16 protein-coding genes are annotated in these 17,484 nt (G+C 59.6%); 7 read left to right on the top strand and 9 right to left on the bottom strand.

The annotated features are described in order from the left end of the window. Positions 1-94 precede the first annotated feature (94 nt). Positions 95-589 carry a PAS domain-containing protein gene (locus tag QE408_RS20955; RefSeq protein WP_306934417.1) on the top strand — a complete coding sequence of 165 codons (495 nt, stop codon included), beginning with the start codon at positions 95-97 and terminating at the stop codon, positions 587-589. An 82-nt stretch (positions 590-671) separates the two neighbouring features. Here QE408_RS20955 and QE408_RS20960 read toward each other — a convergent pair whose 3' ends face one another. Continuing rightward, positions 672-1,040 carry a response regulator gene (locus tag QE408_RS20960; protein WP_306934418.1) on the bottom strand — a complete coding sequence of 123 codons (369 nt, stop codon included), beginning with the start codon at positions 1,038-1,040 and terminating at the stop codon, positions 672-674. Further along, a complete protein-coding gene (locus QE408_RS20965) occupies positions 1,025-2,434 on the bottom strand; it encodes a sensor histidine kinase (RefSeq protein WP_306934419.1) in 1,410 nt (469 codons plus the stop codon). The genes QE408_RS20960 and QE408_RS20965 overlap by 16 nt, the downstream gene beginning before the upstream one ends. A 381-nt stretch (positions 2,435-2,815) precedes the next feature. On the opposite strand from QE408_RS20965, the gene QE408_RS20970 reads away from it, so the two are divergent. Next, positions 2,816-3,661, top strand: coding sequence for a GGDEF domain-containing protein (locus tag QE408_RS20970; protein WP_306934420.1), 846 nt, complete (start codon positions 2,816-2,818; stop codon positions 3,659-3,661). 43 nt (positions 3,662-3,704) lie between these two features. Here the strand turns inward: QE408_RS20970 and QE408_RS20975 are convergent, their stop codons facing one another. The 6 genes from QE408_RS20975 to QE408_RS21000 form a co-directional block, all read right to left on the bottom strand. Continuing rightward, complete coding sequence (locus tag QE408_RS20975; RefSeq protein ID WP_306934421.1) at positions 3,705-4,349, bottom strand: 4'-phosphopantetheinyl transferase family protein; 645 nt, start codon at positions 4,347-4,349, stop codon at positions 3,705-3,707. Then, entirely contained in the window at positions 4,346-8,362 is a 4,017-nt protein-coding gene (locus QE408_RS20980) for a Pls/PosA family non-ribosomal peptide synthetase (RefSeq protein WP_306934422.1), read from the bottom strand. The genes QE408_RS20975 and QE408_RS20980 overlap by 4 nt, the downstream gene beginning before the upstream one ends. A 134-nt stretch (positions 8,363-8,496) precedes the next feature. Further along, positions 8,497-8,703, bottom strand: coding sequence for a hypothetical protein (locus QE408_RS20985; RefSeq protein WP_306934423.1), 207 nt, complete (start codon positions 8,701-8,703; stop codon positions 8,497-8,499). Continuing rightward, positions 8,700-9,395, bottom strand: coding sequence for a GNAT family N-acetyltransferase (locus QE408_RS20990; protein WP_306934424.1), 696 nt, complete (start codon positions 9,393-9,395; stop codon positions 8,700-8,702). Before QE408_RS20990 ends, QE408_RS20985 begins: the two co-directional genes overlap by 4 nt. Positions 9,396-9,644: 249 nt before the next feature. Then, positions 9,645-10,346 (bottom strand): tellurite resistance TerB family protein, encoded by a 702-nt coding sequence (locus QE408_RS20995; RefSeq protein ID WP_306934425.1) that lies wholly within the window; start codon positions 10,344-10,346, stop codon positions 9,645-9,647. Positions 10,347-10,451: 105 nt separating this feature from the next. Then, positions 10,452-11,090, bottom strand: a complete 639-nt coding sequence (locus QE408_RS21000; protein ID WP_306934426.1) for a 2-dehydro-3-deoxy-phosphogluconate aldolase — start codon at positions 11,088-11,090, stop codon at positions 10,452-10,454. A gap of 153 nt (positions 11,091-11,243) precedes the next feature. Between QE408_RS21000 and QE408_RS21005 the strand changes: the two genes are divergently transcribed. From QE408_RS21005 to trhO, 5 genes are all read left to right on the top strand, one after another. Continuing rightward, on the top strand, positions 11,244-11,732 hold the full coding sequence (locus tag QE408_RS21005; protein WP_306934427.1) for a CYTH domain-containing protein: 489 nt from the start codon (positions 11,244-11,246) through the stop codon (positions 11,730-11,732). After that, positions 11,716-12,624, top strand: a complete 909-nt coding sequence (locus tag QE408_RS21010; protein WP_306934428.1) for a CHAD domain-containing protein — start codon at positions 11,716-11,718, stop codon at positions 12,622-12,624. Before QE408_RS21005 ends, QE408_RS21010 begins: the two co-directional genes overlap by 17 nt. A 93-nt stretch (positions 12,625-12,717) precedes the next feature. Then, positions 12,718-13,230, top strand: coding sequence for a hypothetical protein (locus QE408_RS21015; RefSeq protein ID WP_306934429.1), 513 nt, complete (start codon positions 12,718-12,720; stop codon positions 13,228-13,230). Positions 13,231-13,279: 49 nt separating this feature from the next. After that, the gene (locus QE408_RS21020) at positions 13,280-13,837 is read left to right on the top strand and encodes a hypothetical protein (RefSeq protein ID WP_306934430.1); all 558 of its coding nucleotides are present in this window, start codon (positions 13,280-13,282) and stop codon (positions 13,835-13,837) included. A 267-nt stretch (positions 13,838-14,104) separates the two neighbouring features. Further along, positions 14,105-15,091 carry an oxygen-dependent tRNA uridine(34) hydroxylase TrhO gene (gene trhO / locus QE408_RS21025; protein WP_306934431.1) on the top strand — a complete coding sequence of 329 codons (987 nt, stop codon included), beginning with the start codon at positions 14,105-14,107 and terminating at the stop codon, positions 15,089-15,091. 117 nt (positions 15,092-15,208) lie between these two features. On the opposite strand, the gene QE408_RS21030 is transcribed toward trhO, so the two are convergent. Next, positions 15,209-17,371, bottom strand: a complete 2,163-nt coding sequence (locus QE408_RS21030; RefSeq protein WP_306934432.1) for a bifunctional diguanylate cyclase/phosphodiesterase — start codon at positions 17,369-17,371, stop codon at positions 15,209-15,211. Positions 17,372-17,484 lie beyond the last annotated feature (113 nt).

The following is a 17,484-nucleotide window of genomic DNA, read 5'->3' on the forward strand; positions in this document are numbered from 1 at the left end:
ACCTGCTCCAGACAGTGTATGCAACCCATTGGCGAAGCCAATATCATGATTTTAAACGGCTTCAGGGGGAATGTGTGGGACTGCCATGGAGACAATGCAGAGGCGCCTGGTCAAAAATCTGTTGGAAGGCGGGGGATTTTATTCCTGGTCATTGGCAACGAACCTGCTGACAGGTGATCTGGCCTTCGCGCAGATATACGAGATCGATCAGGACGACCTCGCCAAGGGTATTCCGGTCGAGTCCATACTCGAAAGAATCGTCGAGGAAGACCGTCCGCGCCTCGCCGCCCGCATCCATGATGTCATCCTTGGCGGCACACCCTTTGTCTCGCCCTATCGGATCTATTGTGCCGATGGACAGGTGAAGTCTCTTCTAAGCATGGGTTCCTGCGCCAGGGACGCCGATGGTGTGCCTTCGGTCTATTCGGGTGTCGTGCTTGTCGAAAGGGAGATTGGCGCGAATTCCGGGGCTGAAGGGCTCGAATTGCACATCGGCGCTGCAATCGATCTGGCGAAGACGAAGAAGTTGGAACTGACGGAACGGTACCTGTCCTCTGCGCTCAGATCTCTCTCGCCCGGCGGCTCATAAGACCAATACGAAGCCTGCGCGGACGCGTGATGATCGTCCAGGCGGCTGGGTCAGCCCTGATCCTTACCTGGGGTGCAGCACTTCACGTCGAGAGTTTGACGAGAGACGAAAGGACTTCCCGCTCCGAATATGGCTTGCCGACGAAGCCAACCGGCTTGGATGCCTGCGCAAGCGCGCGGGTTCTTTCGTCCAGATTCGCGCTGACGAAGAGGGACGGGACATCCCAGCGATTGCGGAGCACCGCAGCCGTCTCGACGCCGTTCGTTCCCCGGGCAAGATTGACATCCATAATGGCGACGTCGACGGCTCCATCGACCTTCTCGGCGAGTGCGATGGCCTGAAGCATGTCGGATGCCTGACCGACGACGGTGTGCCCCGCGTCGACCAGCATGTCCTCAAGGTCCAGGGCCAGAAGCATTTCATCCTCGACGATCATCACGCGCAGCGGCATTGAGGAGCCTCCACCGGGAATGTTATCATCCATGAACTCCGACCGTCTGGGCGCGAGATGGTGCCATCGATCTGGCTCGCCATGCTGGCGACCAGGCGTTCTGACAATTCGCTGGCTGGCGACGCAATCTCATCGCCGATAATGCTCAACACGTACCGGTCAGGCGAACTCCGTTTCAAGGCCACGCGAATCCGGTCGCCACCGCTGCGGTGCTGCGGCACATCATGGACAAGCTCGCTGACGATCACGGAGACGGGAATCGCGCGTTCGGGGGGAAGGCTGATCTCATCGACGTCGATTTCAATCCGCTCTCCTCCGGCAACGGTCATGTCTCTGCAAAGCTTGTCGAGATGTTCGGCCATGTTCACGGCCAGCGAGTTCTGATCCCGGTAGAGACCTTCATGCACGGATATGATGGCACGGACACGCGAAATGGCGCGATCGAAAGCCTGGGCGACCGCAGGCTCTTCCAGACGGCGGGCCTGAAGCCGCAATGTGCTGATCACCAGTTGCAAACTGTTCTTGACGCGGTGGTTCACCTCGGCAAGCAAGAGATCCTTCTGCGCGACGAGATCGCTCTTCTCTTCAAGCGCCGATGAAAGCGCCGCCTCGCGTTCCCGGTCGGCGGTCACATCCATCAGGACGCCGATCATCCTGATCTTGCCGGTCGATGTCCGAAGAACTTCGCCGCGCGAAGCGACGTGCCTCACAGCATCTCCATTGATAATGCGATAGTCGAAGTTGATCACCGTATGGTCGGGCGATGCGATGGCTGAGGCAACTTTCTCACGAACGCGCTCCAGATCCTCTGGATGCATCTTTGCGAAGAACGGTGCCGCGACCGGTCCACCCTCTCCCGGTTCGAAGCCGAACATCACATCGGCAGCGCCGCTGCGACGCCAGAGATCTGTCTCGGGTTCGTACTCCCACGATGCTAGATCGGCAGCGTGGAGGGCAACGCGCAGACGCGCATCCGCTTCCCGCGTCTTCAGCACACTTTCTGTCACGTCCACCGGACTCTGGATGATGAAGGCGGGCTTACCATCGACGCCCGCGACGGGCGTGTGGACAGGTGTCCAGAACCTCTGCATGAACCCGCCGCCTGGCTGCGGGATGTCATATTGAATGACCGCCATCTCATGCGGATTTCCAGTTGCCAGCACGTGACGCAGAGACACTTCCAGAGGGCCTTGCTCGACCGTTCCGGCGGCATCGGGATTTTCCGGAAACGCCTCCAGAATGGACCGCCCCACGATGTCCTCGAGCGTACGGTCCGTCAGCGCCAGATAGGCGTTGCTCGCCGCAACGATGACGAGATCAGCATCGAGTATGAGATAGGGTTGAGGCATCCCTTGCACTATCGCGACAAGATCAGTGGAGGTCAGGATATGCAAGAGGGATGGTTCTCCAGGGTGGTAGCAGTATGTTTGTGACGAAAATCGAAAGTCTTTCAGTCGAGGGACCGACCAAGAACCAACACCGACAACGGCCGGCAGGCGGAAAAGTTTCATCAGGATCCGCTTTTTATTTGGTCGATTCCGTCGTTTCGGTGCCTCGCCTATGCACGGATCTGATCAGGTTCCCGTCACCGAACGCTTGTGACCCGAAAGGACGCTCCCGATAATCGCCAAGATCGTCGAACGACCCAATCGCGTTGGCTACTTGAACACAAGTCCCGGGCTGTAAGATGTCGCCCACCAGAATAGGGTCTAGGATTCTTGTTTTCGCGCTTCTAAATGAGGCCCCGGTAAAATAAGCCGTAACCTGAGGTGCCCTTGAAGAAGATCAAATCGTCCTTCGTCGCGAAGACCTTTCTCGTTTGCTTCGTCAGCGTCCATGTGCCGCTGATAGCACTTGCAGTCTATCTGGCGTTGGGGTTCCAGCCAGGCACGTTGTCGGTCCTTCTTCTCATCCTCGGCGCCACTCTGGTCGGCACGGCCCTATGCCTTTTCGCGATCTGGCGGCTAATCCGGCCCCTCAACCTCCTGGCGGACGCTATGAGGCGGTATCCGGAGGACAAGGGAATCCTGAGGCTTTATCCGAAATCCCGTGACGAAATCGGCACCGTGACGGATATTGCGCGTTCGACGCTCTCGCAGGTCGAGAATTTGACCAAGCAACTGAAGCATCAGGCGATGACGGATTTTCTAACAGGGCTCGGCAACCGCAGAGCGCTGATGGAGCAGATGCCGATCATTCGCGCCAAGGCCGCGCGCCCGGAAGAAGCGGTGTCGCTCATCCTCTTCGATCTCGATCACTTCAAGCGCATCAATGACGAATACGGACACGATGCTGGCGACAGCGTTTTGATGGCAATCGGCGAAGCGGTGAAGGATCACCTGCGGCCCTACGACTACGCCGCAAGAATGGGTGGCGAAGAGTTCTGCATCGTCCTGCCAGGCGCCGACCTTGCAGCCGCCGAAACGGTTGCGGAACGCCTGCGCCGCGCCGTGGAAAGCCGCGTCGTCGAACCATTGCCAGAAGGCCGCATCACCTGCAGTTTCGGCGTCGCGCAGGCGCGCCCGAATGAGAGACTGCAAGAGCTGCTTCTGCGCGCCGACGCAGCGTTGTACACGGCCAAAGACCGGGGTCGGAACCTCGTGGTTCGGGCGGAGCCTTAAAAGGAAACTTCCGCTGGTCGGCGCATGCCAACGGTCTCCACCCTCAGTTGGATAGGCTAGAAACCGCCTGCACCGTCCCCGCCAGCCGACGAACGTACACCTGCGTCTCACCTTCATTTGAAGCAACACGCAAACCATCACCAGACGCCATCGTTTCCATCTCCGCTGCATCGATACGCGAGGCGATGCCGAGGCATTTGGCGTGGGCTTCTTTTGCTGTCCAGCGGGTGACGAGCGTGTCGGGAGAGGCACCGTGAAGGGCCAGCCATTCGCTGCGCGTAAAGCTGTCCTCCGGTGGCGGCTCGGCATCGATGGGTTCGATATCCACGCCGATGGGGGACCGGCTGAGACCGATCAGGCAATGGGGGAAACGGCCCGCAACGCTGATATGCCAGTCGGGTGGATGGAGGATTTGCGGCGCACCGAACTCGGTTCTGCCGATGATGATCTCATCCGGATGCGAGCCTGTGAGCCGCGCCAGAAGAACCTTTGCCAGACGTCGGCGCAACGCCCGCATGCCCGCCTCCGGCCTGGCTGCCAGATCCTGCCTGTCGGCGGCGGAAAGTGCAGCACCGCCCGCCAATGTCTCCGTCTCGGAGCTGTCGAGGCGCAGATACCACGCCACCGGCGCATCGCCGGTGGGTGTTGTCAGATCGTCTGCGCCGGAAAGCCAGACGATCTCGCTCATGCGCTGCGCACGGGCTGGGCGGGAGACCCTTCCCATGAGGTGCCCGCCGGCAGCGTTTCGCCCTTCATCACGACGGATAGATCGCCGAGTTGTGCATCTTCGCCGATTTCGGCATCGTAGAGCACGATGGCGTAGGAGCCGATCACGGCGCGGTCGCCCACGGTCACACTGCTCACCTTCATCACCCGGTCTTCAAAGAGATGGGTCTGCAGGCCGGAGAACTCGTTCAGCGCTACCTCGTCGCCGATGCGCACCAGATCGTGCTCGGTGACGTCGGTCGTGTCGATGAAGCAATCGCGGCCGATCTTGCAGCCGAGCAGACGCAGATAGGCCGAGATCCACGGCGTGCCGCGCAAGGGCTGCAAAAGGTTCGGCACCGCGAGGTTCTCATACGTGGCCGTCACCAGTTCAGTGCGCCAGACGAAGGTGCTCCACAGCGGCTTGGTCGTCGGCTTGTAGCGCCCCATCACCAGCCATTTCAGCGCAACGACCGAGAGACCCGAGGCCAGCGCGAAGCCGATATAGAGGAAGGGGAAGACGGCTGCGATCAGCGCCTGGCTGTCATCGTAATCCTGAATATCCCCGACGATGGAGAAGAGGATGCTGAAGAAGGCCAGGAACAGGGTCAGCGGCAGGATCACGCGCATCGCCTCGATCGACAAACGCATGGCGACGAGTCTTGGCCGTGGGTTAAAACGCGCACCCTCATCGAACAGGCCGACGGCCTGGCGCACGGGCAGCGAAATCGGCGGCGAGCCGAACCATGTGCCATCCGGCTTTTCCGCTCCGCCATCCGATGGCGGCTTGGAAAGAACGCCGATCAGCGTACCATCGGCAATCTTGGCACCCGTCGGCAGCACGGCGGAATTGCCGATGAAGGAGCGGCGACCAATGCGTGTATGGGCAAGCTCGATGATGCCCGGCTCATGGCGCGCCGCGCCGAAGACCACGCCATCGGCAATGAAGCTTTCCGGCCCGATATCGACAAGATCGGGCACGATCTTCGCGGCGGTGGAAATCTCGGCGCGTTTGCCGATCCTGACGCCAAGCGCGCGATACCAGGGCAGCACGTAAAGCGTGGCATAGATCGGGTGAAGCAGTGCCAGCGCCAGATCCGTGACCTGCTGGACGAACCAGAAACGCAGATAGAACCAGCTATGGATCGAGTAGCGTCCGGGCCGCACCGGCCCGAGGATCAGGCGCTTGGCGAAGACGGTCAGAACGCACATCAACACGATATAGGTGAGCGCCAGGAACGGCGAAATCAGCAGGTAGGAATAGCCATCGGTGTTCCAGTCGATTTCGATCATCGCGATCAGACCGGGCGCAATCGGCAGGATGGCGACCACGGGAAGAAGGGCAGCGGCGACAAACAGACCGACGCCGACCAGGAAGCGACGCAGGAAGCCTGCCTCGTCATCGCGCCGGGCAACACGGCCCGTGGCGGCGCATTTGGCGGGAGAGCCGTTCCAGCTTTCGCCTGCCGGGATCGACTGGTTCATCGGCAGCGAAGACAGGTCTTCAAGTGCAGCGGCATCGCCCACGACGCAATTGCGCCCGATCACCGCCATGGTACCGATGGAAGCACTGCGGCCGATCTTGACCGGGCCAAGGCGCAGCAGACCACGCTCGACGGAGCTGGTGGCAAGCATCGCATAATCGCTGACGATCGCATCATCGCCGATGCTGACGAGATCGGCGGTGTCGATGGCAACGGTGCCGATGAAGGCACGGCGACCGATCCTGGCACCCAGCAGCCGGTAATAGAAACGGATCATCGGCGTGCCGCTGAGATAGGGTGTCGCGATGATATCGGAGAGGCGGCGCACAAACCACCAGCGCAGATAATAGCTGCCCCATAGCGGATAATCGCCCGCCTTGTAGCGGCCGATCACCAGCCATTTGACCAGGATGGCAAAGACCATGCCGAGCGGTGGAATGAGAATGAAACTCAAACCGCTCAGCAGCAGCGCCGAGACGCGGCCGAAGTCTTCGACGAGATAGGTATAGGCCAGATAGGGGAAGAACCATTGCAGCCCCGCCACCGCATAGATCGGCACCAGCGCGATGGTCTGCAGCGTCCAGCAGAGACGCTTCTGGAACGTGCTGACACGGTGGAAAGGCTCGAGGGCTGCGCTTTCCGCCATCACCCGTTCGCCAAGGCGTGCGGCAAGCCGGCGGATCGTCGGCGCGGCATAGAGATCCTGAATGGACACGCCGGAGAGGCCGGGCGCCTTGCGCATGGCCGACGCCAGACGCGCAGCTTTCAGCGAATGGCCGCCCAGATCCTCAAACAGATCGTCTTCGACAGACACCTTCTGCGGCGCGAAAGCCTCCGACCAGATGGCATGCAGCTGGATTTCGAGCGGCGTTTCAGGCGCGACAGCCGCGCGATCCGAGGAGGCCACCACCACCGGGCGCTGAAGCGCCTTGCGGTCTACCTTGCCGGAGGCGGGCAGCGTCGGCAGCGCATCGAGGATCTGGTAAGCGGCGGGCCGCATATAGTTCGGCAGGCGGTCGGCCACCCGCTTGCGGGCAGCGTCGATATCGATCACCGCACTGCCACGCGCCACGAGGAAGGCGGCGAGAAGCTCCGAGCCATCATCATCCCGGAAGAGATGCACCACGGCCTGCGCCACAGCGGAATCCTCGGCAATCACCGCTTCGATCTCGGCAAGCTCGACGCGGAAACCACGGATCTTCACCTGCGTATCGATGCGGCCCATGAATTCGATATCGCCGACGGCATCGAGGCGCACGAGATCGCCGGAGCGATAAATCCGGGCAGGAAACCCATCCGGCCCGTCGAAGGGCGTCATGACGAATTTGTCTGCGGTGAGATCGGCACGGTTCACATAGCCGGAACTGACGCCCGGCCCGCCGATGACGAGCTCGCCTTCGGCACCGGCATTCACCGGCCAGAGCTTGTCGTCGACGATCCAGGCGGTATAGCCCGGCAGCGGCCGGCCGATGGTGACGCGGCGGCCCGGCTGCACCTCCGTCCATGTGGCCGTGACCGTCGTTTCTGTGGGGCCATAGGTGTTGAGAATGCGAAGACCGGGGCGCGCCCAGCGGTTTACCAGATCCGGCGGGCAGGCTTCGCCGCCGAGATTGACGATCCGCAGCGTCGGAAGCTCGGTTTCCACGAGCGTGAAGAGCGATGGCACCACGTGCCAGACGGTAACGCCTTCCTCGGCCAGCGTAATCGCCACATCCGGGCCCGCCTTGTGCAGGGCTTCGTTGGCGACCAGCAACTCCGCACCGGCGGAAAAGGCGCTCCACATGGTCTCGATCGACATGTCGAAGGCGACGCTGAAGCCGCCGAACACCTTGTCCGTATCTTCGACCGCCAGGATCGCGCCTTCGGCCCGCAGAAAATGGCAGGCGCTGCGGTGCGATATCATCACCCCCTTGGGGCGACCGGTGGTACCGGATGTGTAGATGATATAGGCGAGATCGTCGGGAGACGCGCCGATTTCGGCCCGGGTGATCGGCAGCGCATCCTGTGCTGCGAGATCGCCGAGCGTCTCGTTGACCACCAAGGTCTGCACCCGCATGGCACCGGCGCGTTCCGCATCGGTCACGATCAGTGTGGCGCCACTATCCTCGGCAATGAAGTCGATACGGTCCTGCGGGTAGGTCCAGTCCACCGGCACATAGCAGGCGCCGGCCCAAAGGGTGCCGAGGATCGCCATATATTGATCGAGACCGCGCGGCAGGCAGATCACGACGCGGTCGCCGCGTCTCACCCCCATGGTCTGAAGCGTGCGGGCAAAGCGAATGGCGCGTTCAGCCAGCTGCCCATAGGTCAGCTCGGTCCGGCGGCTATATTCAGGATCGTTTCCCAGAAGCCGAAGCGCGCGTTTGGACGGATAGCGCTTGGCCGTCTGCTCAAAAATTTCCTGCAACATCTCGTCGCGGGCGTAAGGTTCATCCTCTCGGACGGGAAGCGACGGGGCAATCGGCGCAAAGACGGTCAATTCCAACGGCCTTTCGGCCACATTCCGATCCATGAAGTCACCAAAATATGTGAAGCGGCATCTCAATGCCGCCGCTATACATCATTTGGAATTGCGCCGAAAGAAGGGGCAATAAAAGGCAGAATGCAGAATTTTTGGGCAGGCACGATCACTCTCGCGATTTGCTCTCAACCCCGCCGCTGATGGCGCGCTCTCAGCCAGAATACCAGGAAGAAAGCCAGCACCGCCGCAACATCGAAAGCCGCCGCGAGCCAGACCGAATAGGTATTGGCAAGCCACAGCGTTACCGTCGGCACGATGTAGAACAGAACCCCGAAGCCGAGAATGATGACGATGGCGGCAATGGCGGCCGACTTCGTGTCCTTGCTGCTCATGCGGCAGCCCCGGCGGAAAGACCGGCACGGATGTCTTCCAGCTTGCGCTTTTGCGTTCCGTCTTCCTTGAAGTTGTCCGGCGAGAGCCACGTCTCGAAGGCCTCGCGGATCACCGGCCATTCGCTGTCGATGATCGAGAACCAGGCCGTATCGCGATTCTTGCCCTTTGAAATCATATGTTGGCGGAAGACGCCCTCGAAGGTGAAGCCATAGCGCTTGGCCGTCGCCTTCGACGGCTCATTCTCATTATGGCACTTCCACTCGTAGCGGCGATAACCGAGATCGTCGAAGACATGCCGCGCCATCAGATAATGGGCTTCGGTGGAAAGCGGCGAACGCTTCATCTTCGGCCCATGGGCAACCGACCCCACTTCGACCACGCCATTCTTCGGATCGGGCCGCATATAGGTCGCCATGCCGACGACCTCCTTTGTCGCATTTTCGATGAAGACCAGCGTCACCCATTGAAGGCTCGTCGCCATGCCTTCGATCCAGTCGCTGAAGGCGGCCGCATGCGGGAAGGGATCGTTGGGAAAATACTTGATCAGATCATTGGTGCCGAGCCCGCCAAGGGCATCCCAGATCGCCTGCTGGTGCGCCTCCCGATCAAAGGGAACGGCGGTCACGAACCGGCCTTCAAGCGTCACCGGCTGCGGTGCTGGACATCCTTTGAACTGGCTGAGATCGCGCATCTTGCCTCCTGAGCGTTGTGACGCTCAGGAATAGGTCAGAGCGTTTCCTTGTCAAATGGAAACGTTCTGCCGGAGCAGGTTTTCGTCAGGGCAAAGGCGATTGGCGAAGGGCATACCCAAAGGTACGGTCAAGCCGATCGCCTTTGAGCCTGGCGGAAAGGTGCCCGGCAGAGCGTCTCCATTTGACAAGGAAACGCTCTCACCGGTCATCAAAGACAACCGACCTCTGATATGGAATAAATTGATCGATCAGACCTTGGCGGCGGAAACGGTTGCTTCGATATGCTCCACCAGCGCATCCGGCAAGCCAAGACGACCGGCGAGGAGATCGAGATAGCCGCGCTCGGCCCGGCTGTCCGGCTCGATGGTGAGGCGCGAGGCGGTGTAGATTTCCACCTTCTGCTCTTCGGTCTTTGCCGCGGCCACCAGCGCGTCGATGTCGAGCGGATCGGCCAGTTCCTTTTCGATGAAGGCTTCCGCCTCATGGTCTAGACCGGAGATCTTGACCTTCTCCATGATATGGGCGCGCTCGGCCGCATCGATATGGCCGTCAGCTTTTGCCGCGGCAATCATTGCCTGCACCAGCGTCAGCGCAAAGCTGTTGGACAGCACGGGCGACTGCGGGTGAAACGGGGAATCGACCGGCGGTGGCAAAAGCTCCTGCGTCGGCTGCGGCTGTGTCGCTGCCTGCGGCGACTTGCCGGACTGGTAGTTGCGATAAGCCAGATAGCCAAGACCGGCAATGGCGGCGATACCGCCCACGGCGGCCGCATTACCCGCGAGTTTACGGCCCGTCTTGGTGCCAAGAATGGCGGCGGCAAGCGCGCCCGCCTTCATCGGATTGTTCTTCGCGATTTCCGCGGCCTGCCCTGCCCGGTCCCGCACGCTTCCTGACAGCCCAGGCACCTGCGAACCCAAAAACTGGTCGAGAAGCTTCTTCGCGTCGAACATCAAAATCTCCTGTTTCGGTCAATGTCGAAACAGGAGATAGGAAGTGTCCGGGCCAATACAATTGGCTGTAGCCATCACGCCGTCGTGAACGGCGTGGGCGTTTCGTCAGCCCCGAAGCGCTGCGGCTTCTGCCGCAAGCTTGGTTATGCCAGCCCAATCGCCCGCCGCAATCAGTTCCTTCGGCGCAACCCAGGAGCCGCCGACGCAGACGACGTTCGGCAGCGACAGGTAGTCCTTGGCGTTCTTCAGCGAGACGCTGCCGGTCGGGCAGAACACGGTGCCGGCGAGCGGCGAAGAGAGGGCTTTCAGGTAGGGCGCGCCACCGGCCTGTTCGGCGGGGAAGAACTTCAGGACCTTGTAGCCTGCATCGCGCAGCACCATGACTTCGCTGGCTGTCGCAGCACCGGGGAGCAGCGGCACATCCGAGCCTTCAGCAGCGTCCAGCACGCTCTTGTTGACGCCGGGGCTGACGATGAAGGTGGAGCCCGCCTTGACAGCGGCGTCGAAATCCTTCGCATTCAAAATGGTGCCGGCACCCACATGTGCGCCTTCCACCTCTGCGGCAACGGCGCGGATGGCGTCGAGTGCCACAGGCGTGCGCATGGTGATCTCGATGGCTTTCAGACCGCCTTCCACCAGGGCGCGGGCCAGCGGAACGGCGGACGCCAGATCATCCACGATCAGCACAGGCACCACAGGTTGAAGTTTCAGGATGGGAAGAAGCTTTTCGGAATCCTGGGCCACGGTGATATCTCCCGCTTTTGTATCGATTGAAATTGCGCATTCAAATACCGCGCCCACTTCGCCATGTCGAGGCCGAGGCAACGTTTTCTCATTTATTGCTTTTTCATGACAACCACTTGGTTTACCGTCCGGCAAAACAGCACAGGGTGTTGAATGGCAAAAGAAATCGAACGCAAGTTTCTGGTCCGCAGCGATGAGTGGCAGCGAGAAACGACGTCTCGGAAGTCCTTCCAGCAAGCCTATATCGCCTCGATGGAAGACCGCTCGGTGCGCGTCAGGATCATGGACGATGCCGACGCCCGGCTGACCATCAAGATCGGCACCGGTGCACTTGTGCGCGACGAATACGAATACCCCATCGCTATCGAAGATGCCCGCGAATTGATGACCACCGCACTTGGCATCGTCATCGAAAAGACCCGCTACACGGTGGATCACGAAGGCTTCGTCTGGGAGGTGGATGTGTTCGACGGCATCTATCGCGGTCTCGTCGTCGCCGAAGTCGAGATGCGCGAAGAGACCGACCGCCCCGCACTTCCCGCATGGCTTGGCACCGAAGTGACCGGCGACCGGCGCTATTCCAACCAGCACATGGCCATGGAAGATCTCAGCTTGGAGCTGCGCCATGTCCTTCAAGATTGATCCCGCCCGCTCCTTCGTCGAGGAGATCAGGCGAAAGGCTCTTCAACTCATCGACGACGCCATCGCTCTTTTGAAGGATCAGCCGGACGGCACGGACCGTGCAGTGCATGATGCGCGAAAGAAGTTCAAGCGCATCCGGGCGCTCTATCGCTTCCTGGAAAAGGAGGTGCCGGAGTTCCGCAAGATGGAAAACGCCCGCTTCCGCGATATCGCCCGTTCACTCTCTGCCGCGCGCGATGCCGCGGCCCTGGTGGAAACCATCACCTATCTGCAAGGCTTCGCCCGCTCCGATCCCGAACGCGACGCATTGGCAACCGTTCATGACGTTCTGAGCAAGCGCCGCGACGACGCAACCCATGAGGACGGCGACCTGCCAAAGCGGATCGAAGCGGCCATTCAGTCCTGCGAGGAGGGCAAGGACGCGCTCTCGGCCCTGTCGCTCTCCCACGGCGAAAAGACCGCGCTGAAGATGATCCGCAAGACCTGGGAAAAGCAGCGCCGCAAGGCGCTCGATGCGCTGGACCTCTGCCATGGGCAAGCCCATGACGAGTATTTTCACGATCTGCGCAAGAGCGGCCAGATCTACTGGATGCATCTGGCACTCCTCCAAAAGCTCTGGCCGTCGGCCATGCGCGCCAAGAGGGCGGAAGCCAAACAACTGGTCAAACTCCTCGGCCACGAACACGACCTCTCCGTACTCGCCGCCTTCGCCGACCGCGAACCGGACAGCTTCGCAGGCGGCGAAACCCTCGCCTTGCTGCTCGACGCCATCATCGACCGGCAGCAGGCGCTGCGCGAAGAAAGCCTCGCACTTGCAGACCACGTCTTCGCTGAAACGGCCGCCCGCGAAGCGGAGATCGTTGCGCTTTTGTGGAAGCATGCGGCGCGGTAACGAATATCTATCAGGCTGCAAGTCTCAGAAAATGAGCCCGGTCCTTGCGGTGTCAGATCAGTCGATAGCTACGGGTGAAGACTTGAGAGCAAAATGGAAGACGAAGTAGTAGAAATGCCCGAGCCTCTAGGCTTCCACGCGAAAGAATTATTCCATCGTGGCTCTGAGTATTTTGAAGCATTTAAGATCACAAAAGACGACGAGCGACTAAAGTACCCGACCTACTTTCTTCTCGTCCATTCAATCGAGTTATTTCTGAAAAGCTTCTTAGCCGCGAAGGGTGTCACAAAACGCGAATTGAAGAAGGCAGACATCCGTCACGATTTGGAAAAGCTCTATGAGCGCTGTGATGAACTGGGGCTCCCGAAAGTCAGCTATCTGAGGGATTTTACCCGAGAGTTCAAAGATAAAAATAGCGATCACGACTTTCGATATCCGACATCCTTCATTCTTAGAGTTCCCTCGCCAAAACTGTGTATAGAGGTAGTAGATCCTTTACGAGAAGCTTTAAGACCGATCATTTCTGAAGTAGCGTTGAGAGCACAAATTGATTTTGCAGCAGAAACCTTTCATTTGAGGCCGCGCAAAATTCGCTTTTCTGATTAGTGCCACCACGTTGGCGAGTCGTCGAAAGGCATGCCTAGGACGATACATCATGATCATGCAATTAGTCTCATCTCAGTTTGCCCAAGCCGTGTTTCTCGCAATCTTTTCCGTGGTTGTCGCCCAACTACTGTCTGCAAAAGGGAAGTTGCGATGGTCTGTCCGACATGCGCACTGGTACAGGCTTCCCGCGGCAAGCAGTGATGGGACGGACTTAAATGTTGTTACACAAGAGCTTTGGTTTAACAACACTGGGCGAGCGGCAGTAGAGCAAGTCGAGATAGTGCTTAACTGGCCACCACAACATTACGAATTGTGGTCGCCGAGAGATTTCTCGCAACAAATGCTTCCAGACGGGCGATTGATTATCCGCATTCCAACGCTCGCAGCTAAAGAATGGTTTTCACTGTCGCTAATCGACACCAAGCAGCTACCTCCGATTGTCAATGTCCGCAGTAGAAATGGCGAGGGGCGTGAAATTTTAATGTCACCCACGAGAGTTTTTTCTAAAACAATTAACATCGTCGCTGCTGTTATGATGCTTACAGGCTTGGCCACGATAATCTACGCTTTGATTTCTGTTGGTAAAATAGTTTCAAATTTCTTTTAGCATAATGGCCAATCTTTAGCGCAGTTACTACTTGAAGCCTTCGCTAGAGCGATTTGCCTATTAACCGTCAACGCGTCGAACTACCGAGCAATGGTCGCTATTGCCTAACGAATTTGTACCTGATCAACAACTGCCGTTCACAAGCACGATTAATGCGGTGACAAAACGTTCGACCGAAATTGACCATCGTTAAGCGCCGCAACGACCCTCGCAAATCCAACATCATCAGGATTGCAACCGCGCCCGGATGGCTGTATTTCAGCGGCCATGACCGACAACACGACATCCTTCCGCCCGGACGCCACTGCCGAGGCGACGTCTTCCAGTTCCACCCTCTCCGGTGCCGCTGGCGATTTCCTCGTGGCAGCGCTGTACCACTTCGCTCGCTTCCCGCGGTTCGAGAGCGTGCGCGATCCGCTGTTCAAGCTCTGTCAGGAACAGGGCGTCAAGGGCACGCTGCTTCTGGCGGCGGAGGGCATCAATGGGACGATTGCCGGAACCGATGCCGGCGTGCAGACCGTGCTCTCCTATCTGCGTGCGCAGCCGGAATTTGCGAGCCTCGAGCACAAGGAAAGCCGCGCATCGAAGATGCCCTTTGTGCGCATGAAGGTGAAGCTGAAGAAGGAAATCGTCACCATGGGCGTGCCGGATATCGATCCCAACCGGATCGTCGGCACCTATGTCGATCCGAAGGACTGGAACGCGCTGATCTCCGATCCGGACACCATCGTCATCGATACGCGCAACGATTACGAGACCGCGATCGGCCTCTTCAAGGGCGCGGTCGATCCGCAGACCAAGACCTTCCGCGAGTTCCCCGAGTGGGTGAAGAACAATCCTGGCCTGCACAACAAGCCGAAGATCGCCATGTATTGCACCGGCGGCATTCGCTGCGAGAAGGCCACGGCCTTCATGAAGGAACAGGGCTTTGAAGATGTCTTCCACCTGAAGGGCGGCATTTTGAAATATCTGGAAGAGGTGCCGGAAGAAGAGAGCCTGTGGGAAGGCGCCTGCTTCGTCTTCGACGAGCGCGTCTCCGTGGTCCACGGTCTTGCCGAAGGCGATCACCAGCTTTGCCACGCCTGCCGCAATCCGATCACCGAGGAGGTGCGCCTGTCGCCGCTCTTCGAAGAAGGCGTCTCCTGCCCGAGCTGTTACGATGATCGGACCGAAGAAGACCGCCAACGCTTCCGCGACCGCCAGAAGCAGATCGAGATCGCCAAGAAACGCGGCGAGAAGCATCTGGGGCGCTAAAGCGCCGGGCCTCCTACTGGACGCGCAAAGGACGCTTTCCCTTTTTTGAATCGACGCATCGTGCTTTGCGAAAATCGAGTCCGATTTTCGGGCCGATGCTGTAATCGCCCTTAGTCGTTATGAAGCCTTCAACTGCTCCATCGGCGCATCTTGCTGCGCCAGCAGGTCGTGAATGCCTGCCGCAGCCAGCGGCTTGGAGAAGAGATAGCCCTGCAGCTCATCGCAGCCGCAGATCTGCAGGATCACGGCCTGGTCTTCGGTTTCGATACCCTCTGCCGTCACCGGCATGCCAAGCGAGCGGGCGAGTGCGACGGTGGCGGTCAGCATTTCCAGTGAGCGGCCGCCCTCTTCCAGCGCCACGACCAGCGACTTATCGATCTTCATGCGGTCGAAACCGAAGCGGCGCAGATAGCCGGTGCTGGCAAAGCCGGAGCCGAAATCGTCGAGCGCGATGCTAAGCCCGATCTGCTGCAACTTTTCGATGGCCGCCTGGGCGCGCTCTGGATGGTGGATGAAGTAACCTTCTGTCATTTCCAGCATGACGCGGTCCGGCGCAATTCCGGTCTCCTCCAGTACCTGCACCACATGGCCGGCAAAGGCGGGGTTGCGGAACTGGACGGGTGAGATGTTGATGGCGACCTTCAGGTCCGGCCAGGCAGCCGCTTCCTTCAGCGCCGTGCGCATGACCTGCATACCGAGCTTGTCGATCAGGCCACTCGATTCTGCTGCGGCAATGAAGACATCCGGTGAGACGGGACCGTAGCCCGGGCGGTCCCAGCGGGCCAGCGCTTCGACCCCGATGATACGGCGCGTCAGCGTGTTGACGACTGGCTGGAAGGCCACGCGGATTTCATTGTTGTCGATGCCGTATTTCAGGTCGGCTTCCAGCTGCTTGCGTTCTTCGCGGCGCGCATCGAGATCGGCCTGATAGGCGAAATAGCGTCCACCGCCCCCTTCTTTCGCCTCATACATGGCCATATCCGCCCGCCGCAGCAGTTCCTCGCCATGGATATCACCACCCTTGGAAACGGCCATGCCAATGCTGCAGCCGATTGCGGCAACGCGGTCGCCCAGCATGAAGGGTTCGGAAACGAGTTCCAGCAGCGCATCGCAGAACTTGCGGCCCTCAATGCGGGCATCGGGTCCTTGCAGGGCAACGGCGAATTCGTCGCCACCGAGGCGCGCCAGCAAGGCATCCTTCGGCGCGAGAACCTTGAGTGCAGCGGCCATGGCCTTGATCAAGAGATCGCCCACCTCATGGCCAAAGGAATCGTTCACATCCTTGAAGCCATCGAGATCGAGATAGATGAGCTCCACATAGGAGCCGTCTGCACTGGCCGTCTCCGTCATGCGCTTCAGGCCACGGAACAGACCAGGGCGATTGTAGAGACCGCTCAAGCGATCGACCAGAAGCTCTTCGCGCATGACCGCTTCCTCACGTTTGAGCTTGCGGATCACGGCAAGTCCGAAGATGAAGAGCACAAGGAAAAAGACGCCGACAATGGCAAAGGCGCTGAGAACCCGCGGGCGGACTTCCTTGAGGCTGACATCGCCCGGCATGGTCGAGGTCCAGGTCAGCTTGCCAAGGATCTCGCCATTCGGATCGACGATATCGACATAATAGGGCGTGGTTGCAAAGCCGTTATTGAGCGACAGCCCGTTGACCAGATAGGTCTGGCCGAGCTTGCCGACCTTTTCATCGGTGAGATGGCGAACGAAGACCAGATAGCGCTTGCCAAGCGAGGGATCGAGCTCTCCGGATTTCTTGCGCACCAGAGCCACACCGGCGGCGGCAACGCCGTCACGCGTGCGGATGAAGCCGGTCATTTCGGGATTGGTCTCCGGTCCGGCATTGCGGATGCGGTTGATCATTTCAGAAATGCTGCCACCGAAATAGGAGCCGACGCTCCAGGGTGCCGGCGCGCCATTCTGATAGGCAAGCAGCACGCCCTCCTGATCGTCCAGAACGACGGCGGTATCGAAGAGCTCGCTATTGACGGTCATGTCACCGTAATTGCTGATGATCCAGCCGGTGCCATCCTCGGCATAGACGAAACGGGCCGCATCGTCCCAGGCGGCGTAATCATTCAGTGTCGCGCCAAGTTGATGCTGGAAGGTGGAGAGCGCCCCGCGCGTCGTCTGGAGAGAACGCTCCTCATCCAGCCGATTGGCCATCTGCGTGACATTGGTCAGCGCCGAAAGAACAAGCGCCGTGATCAGAGCGACGATAAGCGCAAAGGCGAAAAGCACACCTGCAACCGCAGATCTCCTGCCAATCATCCTCATTCTGCTCTGCCCCACGCTGAACGCAACTACGCACCTCTACAAAGCGCCATGGTGCGGGGGAAACATTCAAAAGAGATTAAAAATACGCGCAGAAATCTGGTACGAAA

This window comes from Agrobacterium larrymoorei (assembly GCF_030819275.1).
Taxonomy (GTDB): domain Bacteria; phylum Pseudomonadota; class Alphaproteobacteria; order Rhizobiales; family Rhizobiaceae; genus Agrobacterium; species Agrobacterium larrymoorei_B.

Bases quoted from the DNA above. Each gene is read 5' to 3' on its own strand.
- QE408_RS20955 (WP_306934417.1), top strand. From the start codon at position 95: ATGCAGAGGCGCCTGGTCAAAAATCTGTTGGAAGGCGGGGGATTTTAT.
- QE408_RS20960 (WP_306934418.1), bottom strand. From the start codon at position 1,040: ATGCCGCTGCGCGTGATGATCGTCGAGGATGAAATGCTTCTGGCCCTG.
- QE408_RS20975 (WP_306934421.1), bottom strand. From the start codon at position 4,349: ATGAGCGAGATCGTCTGGCTTTCCGGCGCAGACGATCTGACAACACCC.
- QE408_RS20980 (WP_306934422.1), bottom strand. From the start codon at position 8,362: ATGGATCGGAATGTGGCCGAAAGGCCGTTGGAATTGACCGTCTTTGCG.
- QE408_RS20985 (WP_306934423.1), bottom strand. From the start codon at position 8,703: ATGAGCAGCAAGGACACGAAGTCGGCCGCCATTGCCGCCATCGTCATC.
- QE408_RS20990 (WP_306934424.1), bottom strand. From the start codon at position 9,395: ATGCGCGATCTCAGCCAGTTCAAAGGATGTCCAGCACCGCAGCCGGTG.
- QE408_RS20995 (WP_306934425.1), bottom strand. From the start codon at position 10,346: ATGTTCGACGCGAAGAAGCTTCTCGACCAGTTTTTGGGTTCGCAGGTG.
- QE408_RS21005 (WP_306934427.1), top strand. From the start codon at position 11,244: ATGGCAAAAGAAATCGAACGCAAGTTTCTGGTCCGCAGCGATGAGTGG.
- QE408_RS21010 (WP_306934428.1), top strand. From the start codon at position 11,716: ATGTCCTTCAAGATTGATCCCGCCCGCTCCTTCGTCGAGGAGATCAGG.
- QE408_RS21015 (WP_306934429.1), top strand. From the start codon at position 12,718: ATGGAAGACGAAGTAGTAGAAATGCCCGAGCCTCTAGGCTTCCACGCG.
- QE408_RS21020 (WP_306934430.1), top strand. From the start codon at position 13,280: ATGATCATGCAATTAGTCTCATCTCAGTTTGCCCAAGCCGTGTTTCTC.
- trhO (WP_306934431.1), top strand. From the start codon at position 14,105: ATGACCGACAACACGACATCCTTCCGCCCGGACGCCACTGCCGAGGCG.
- QE408_RS21030 (WP_306934432.1), bottom strand. From the start codon at position 17,371: ATGATTGGCAGGAGATCTGCGGTTGCAGGTGTGCTTTTCGCCTTTGCG.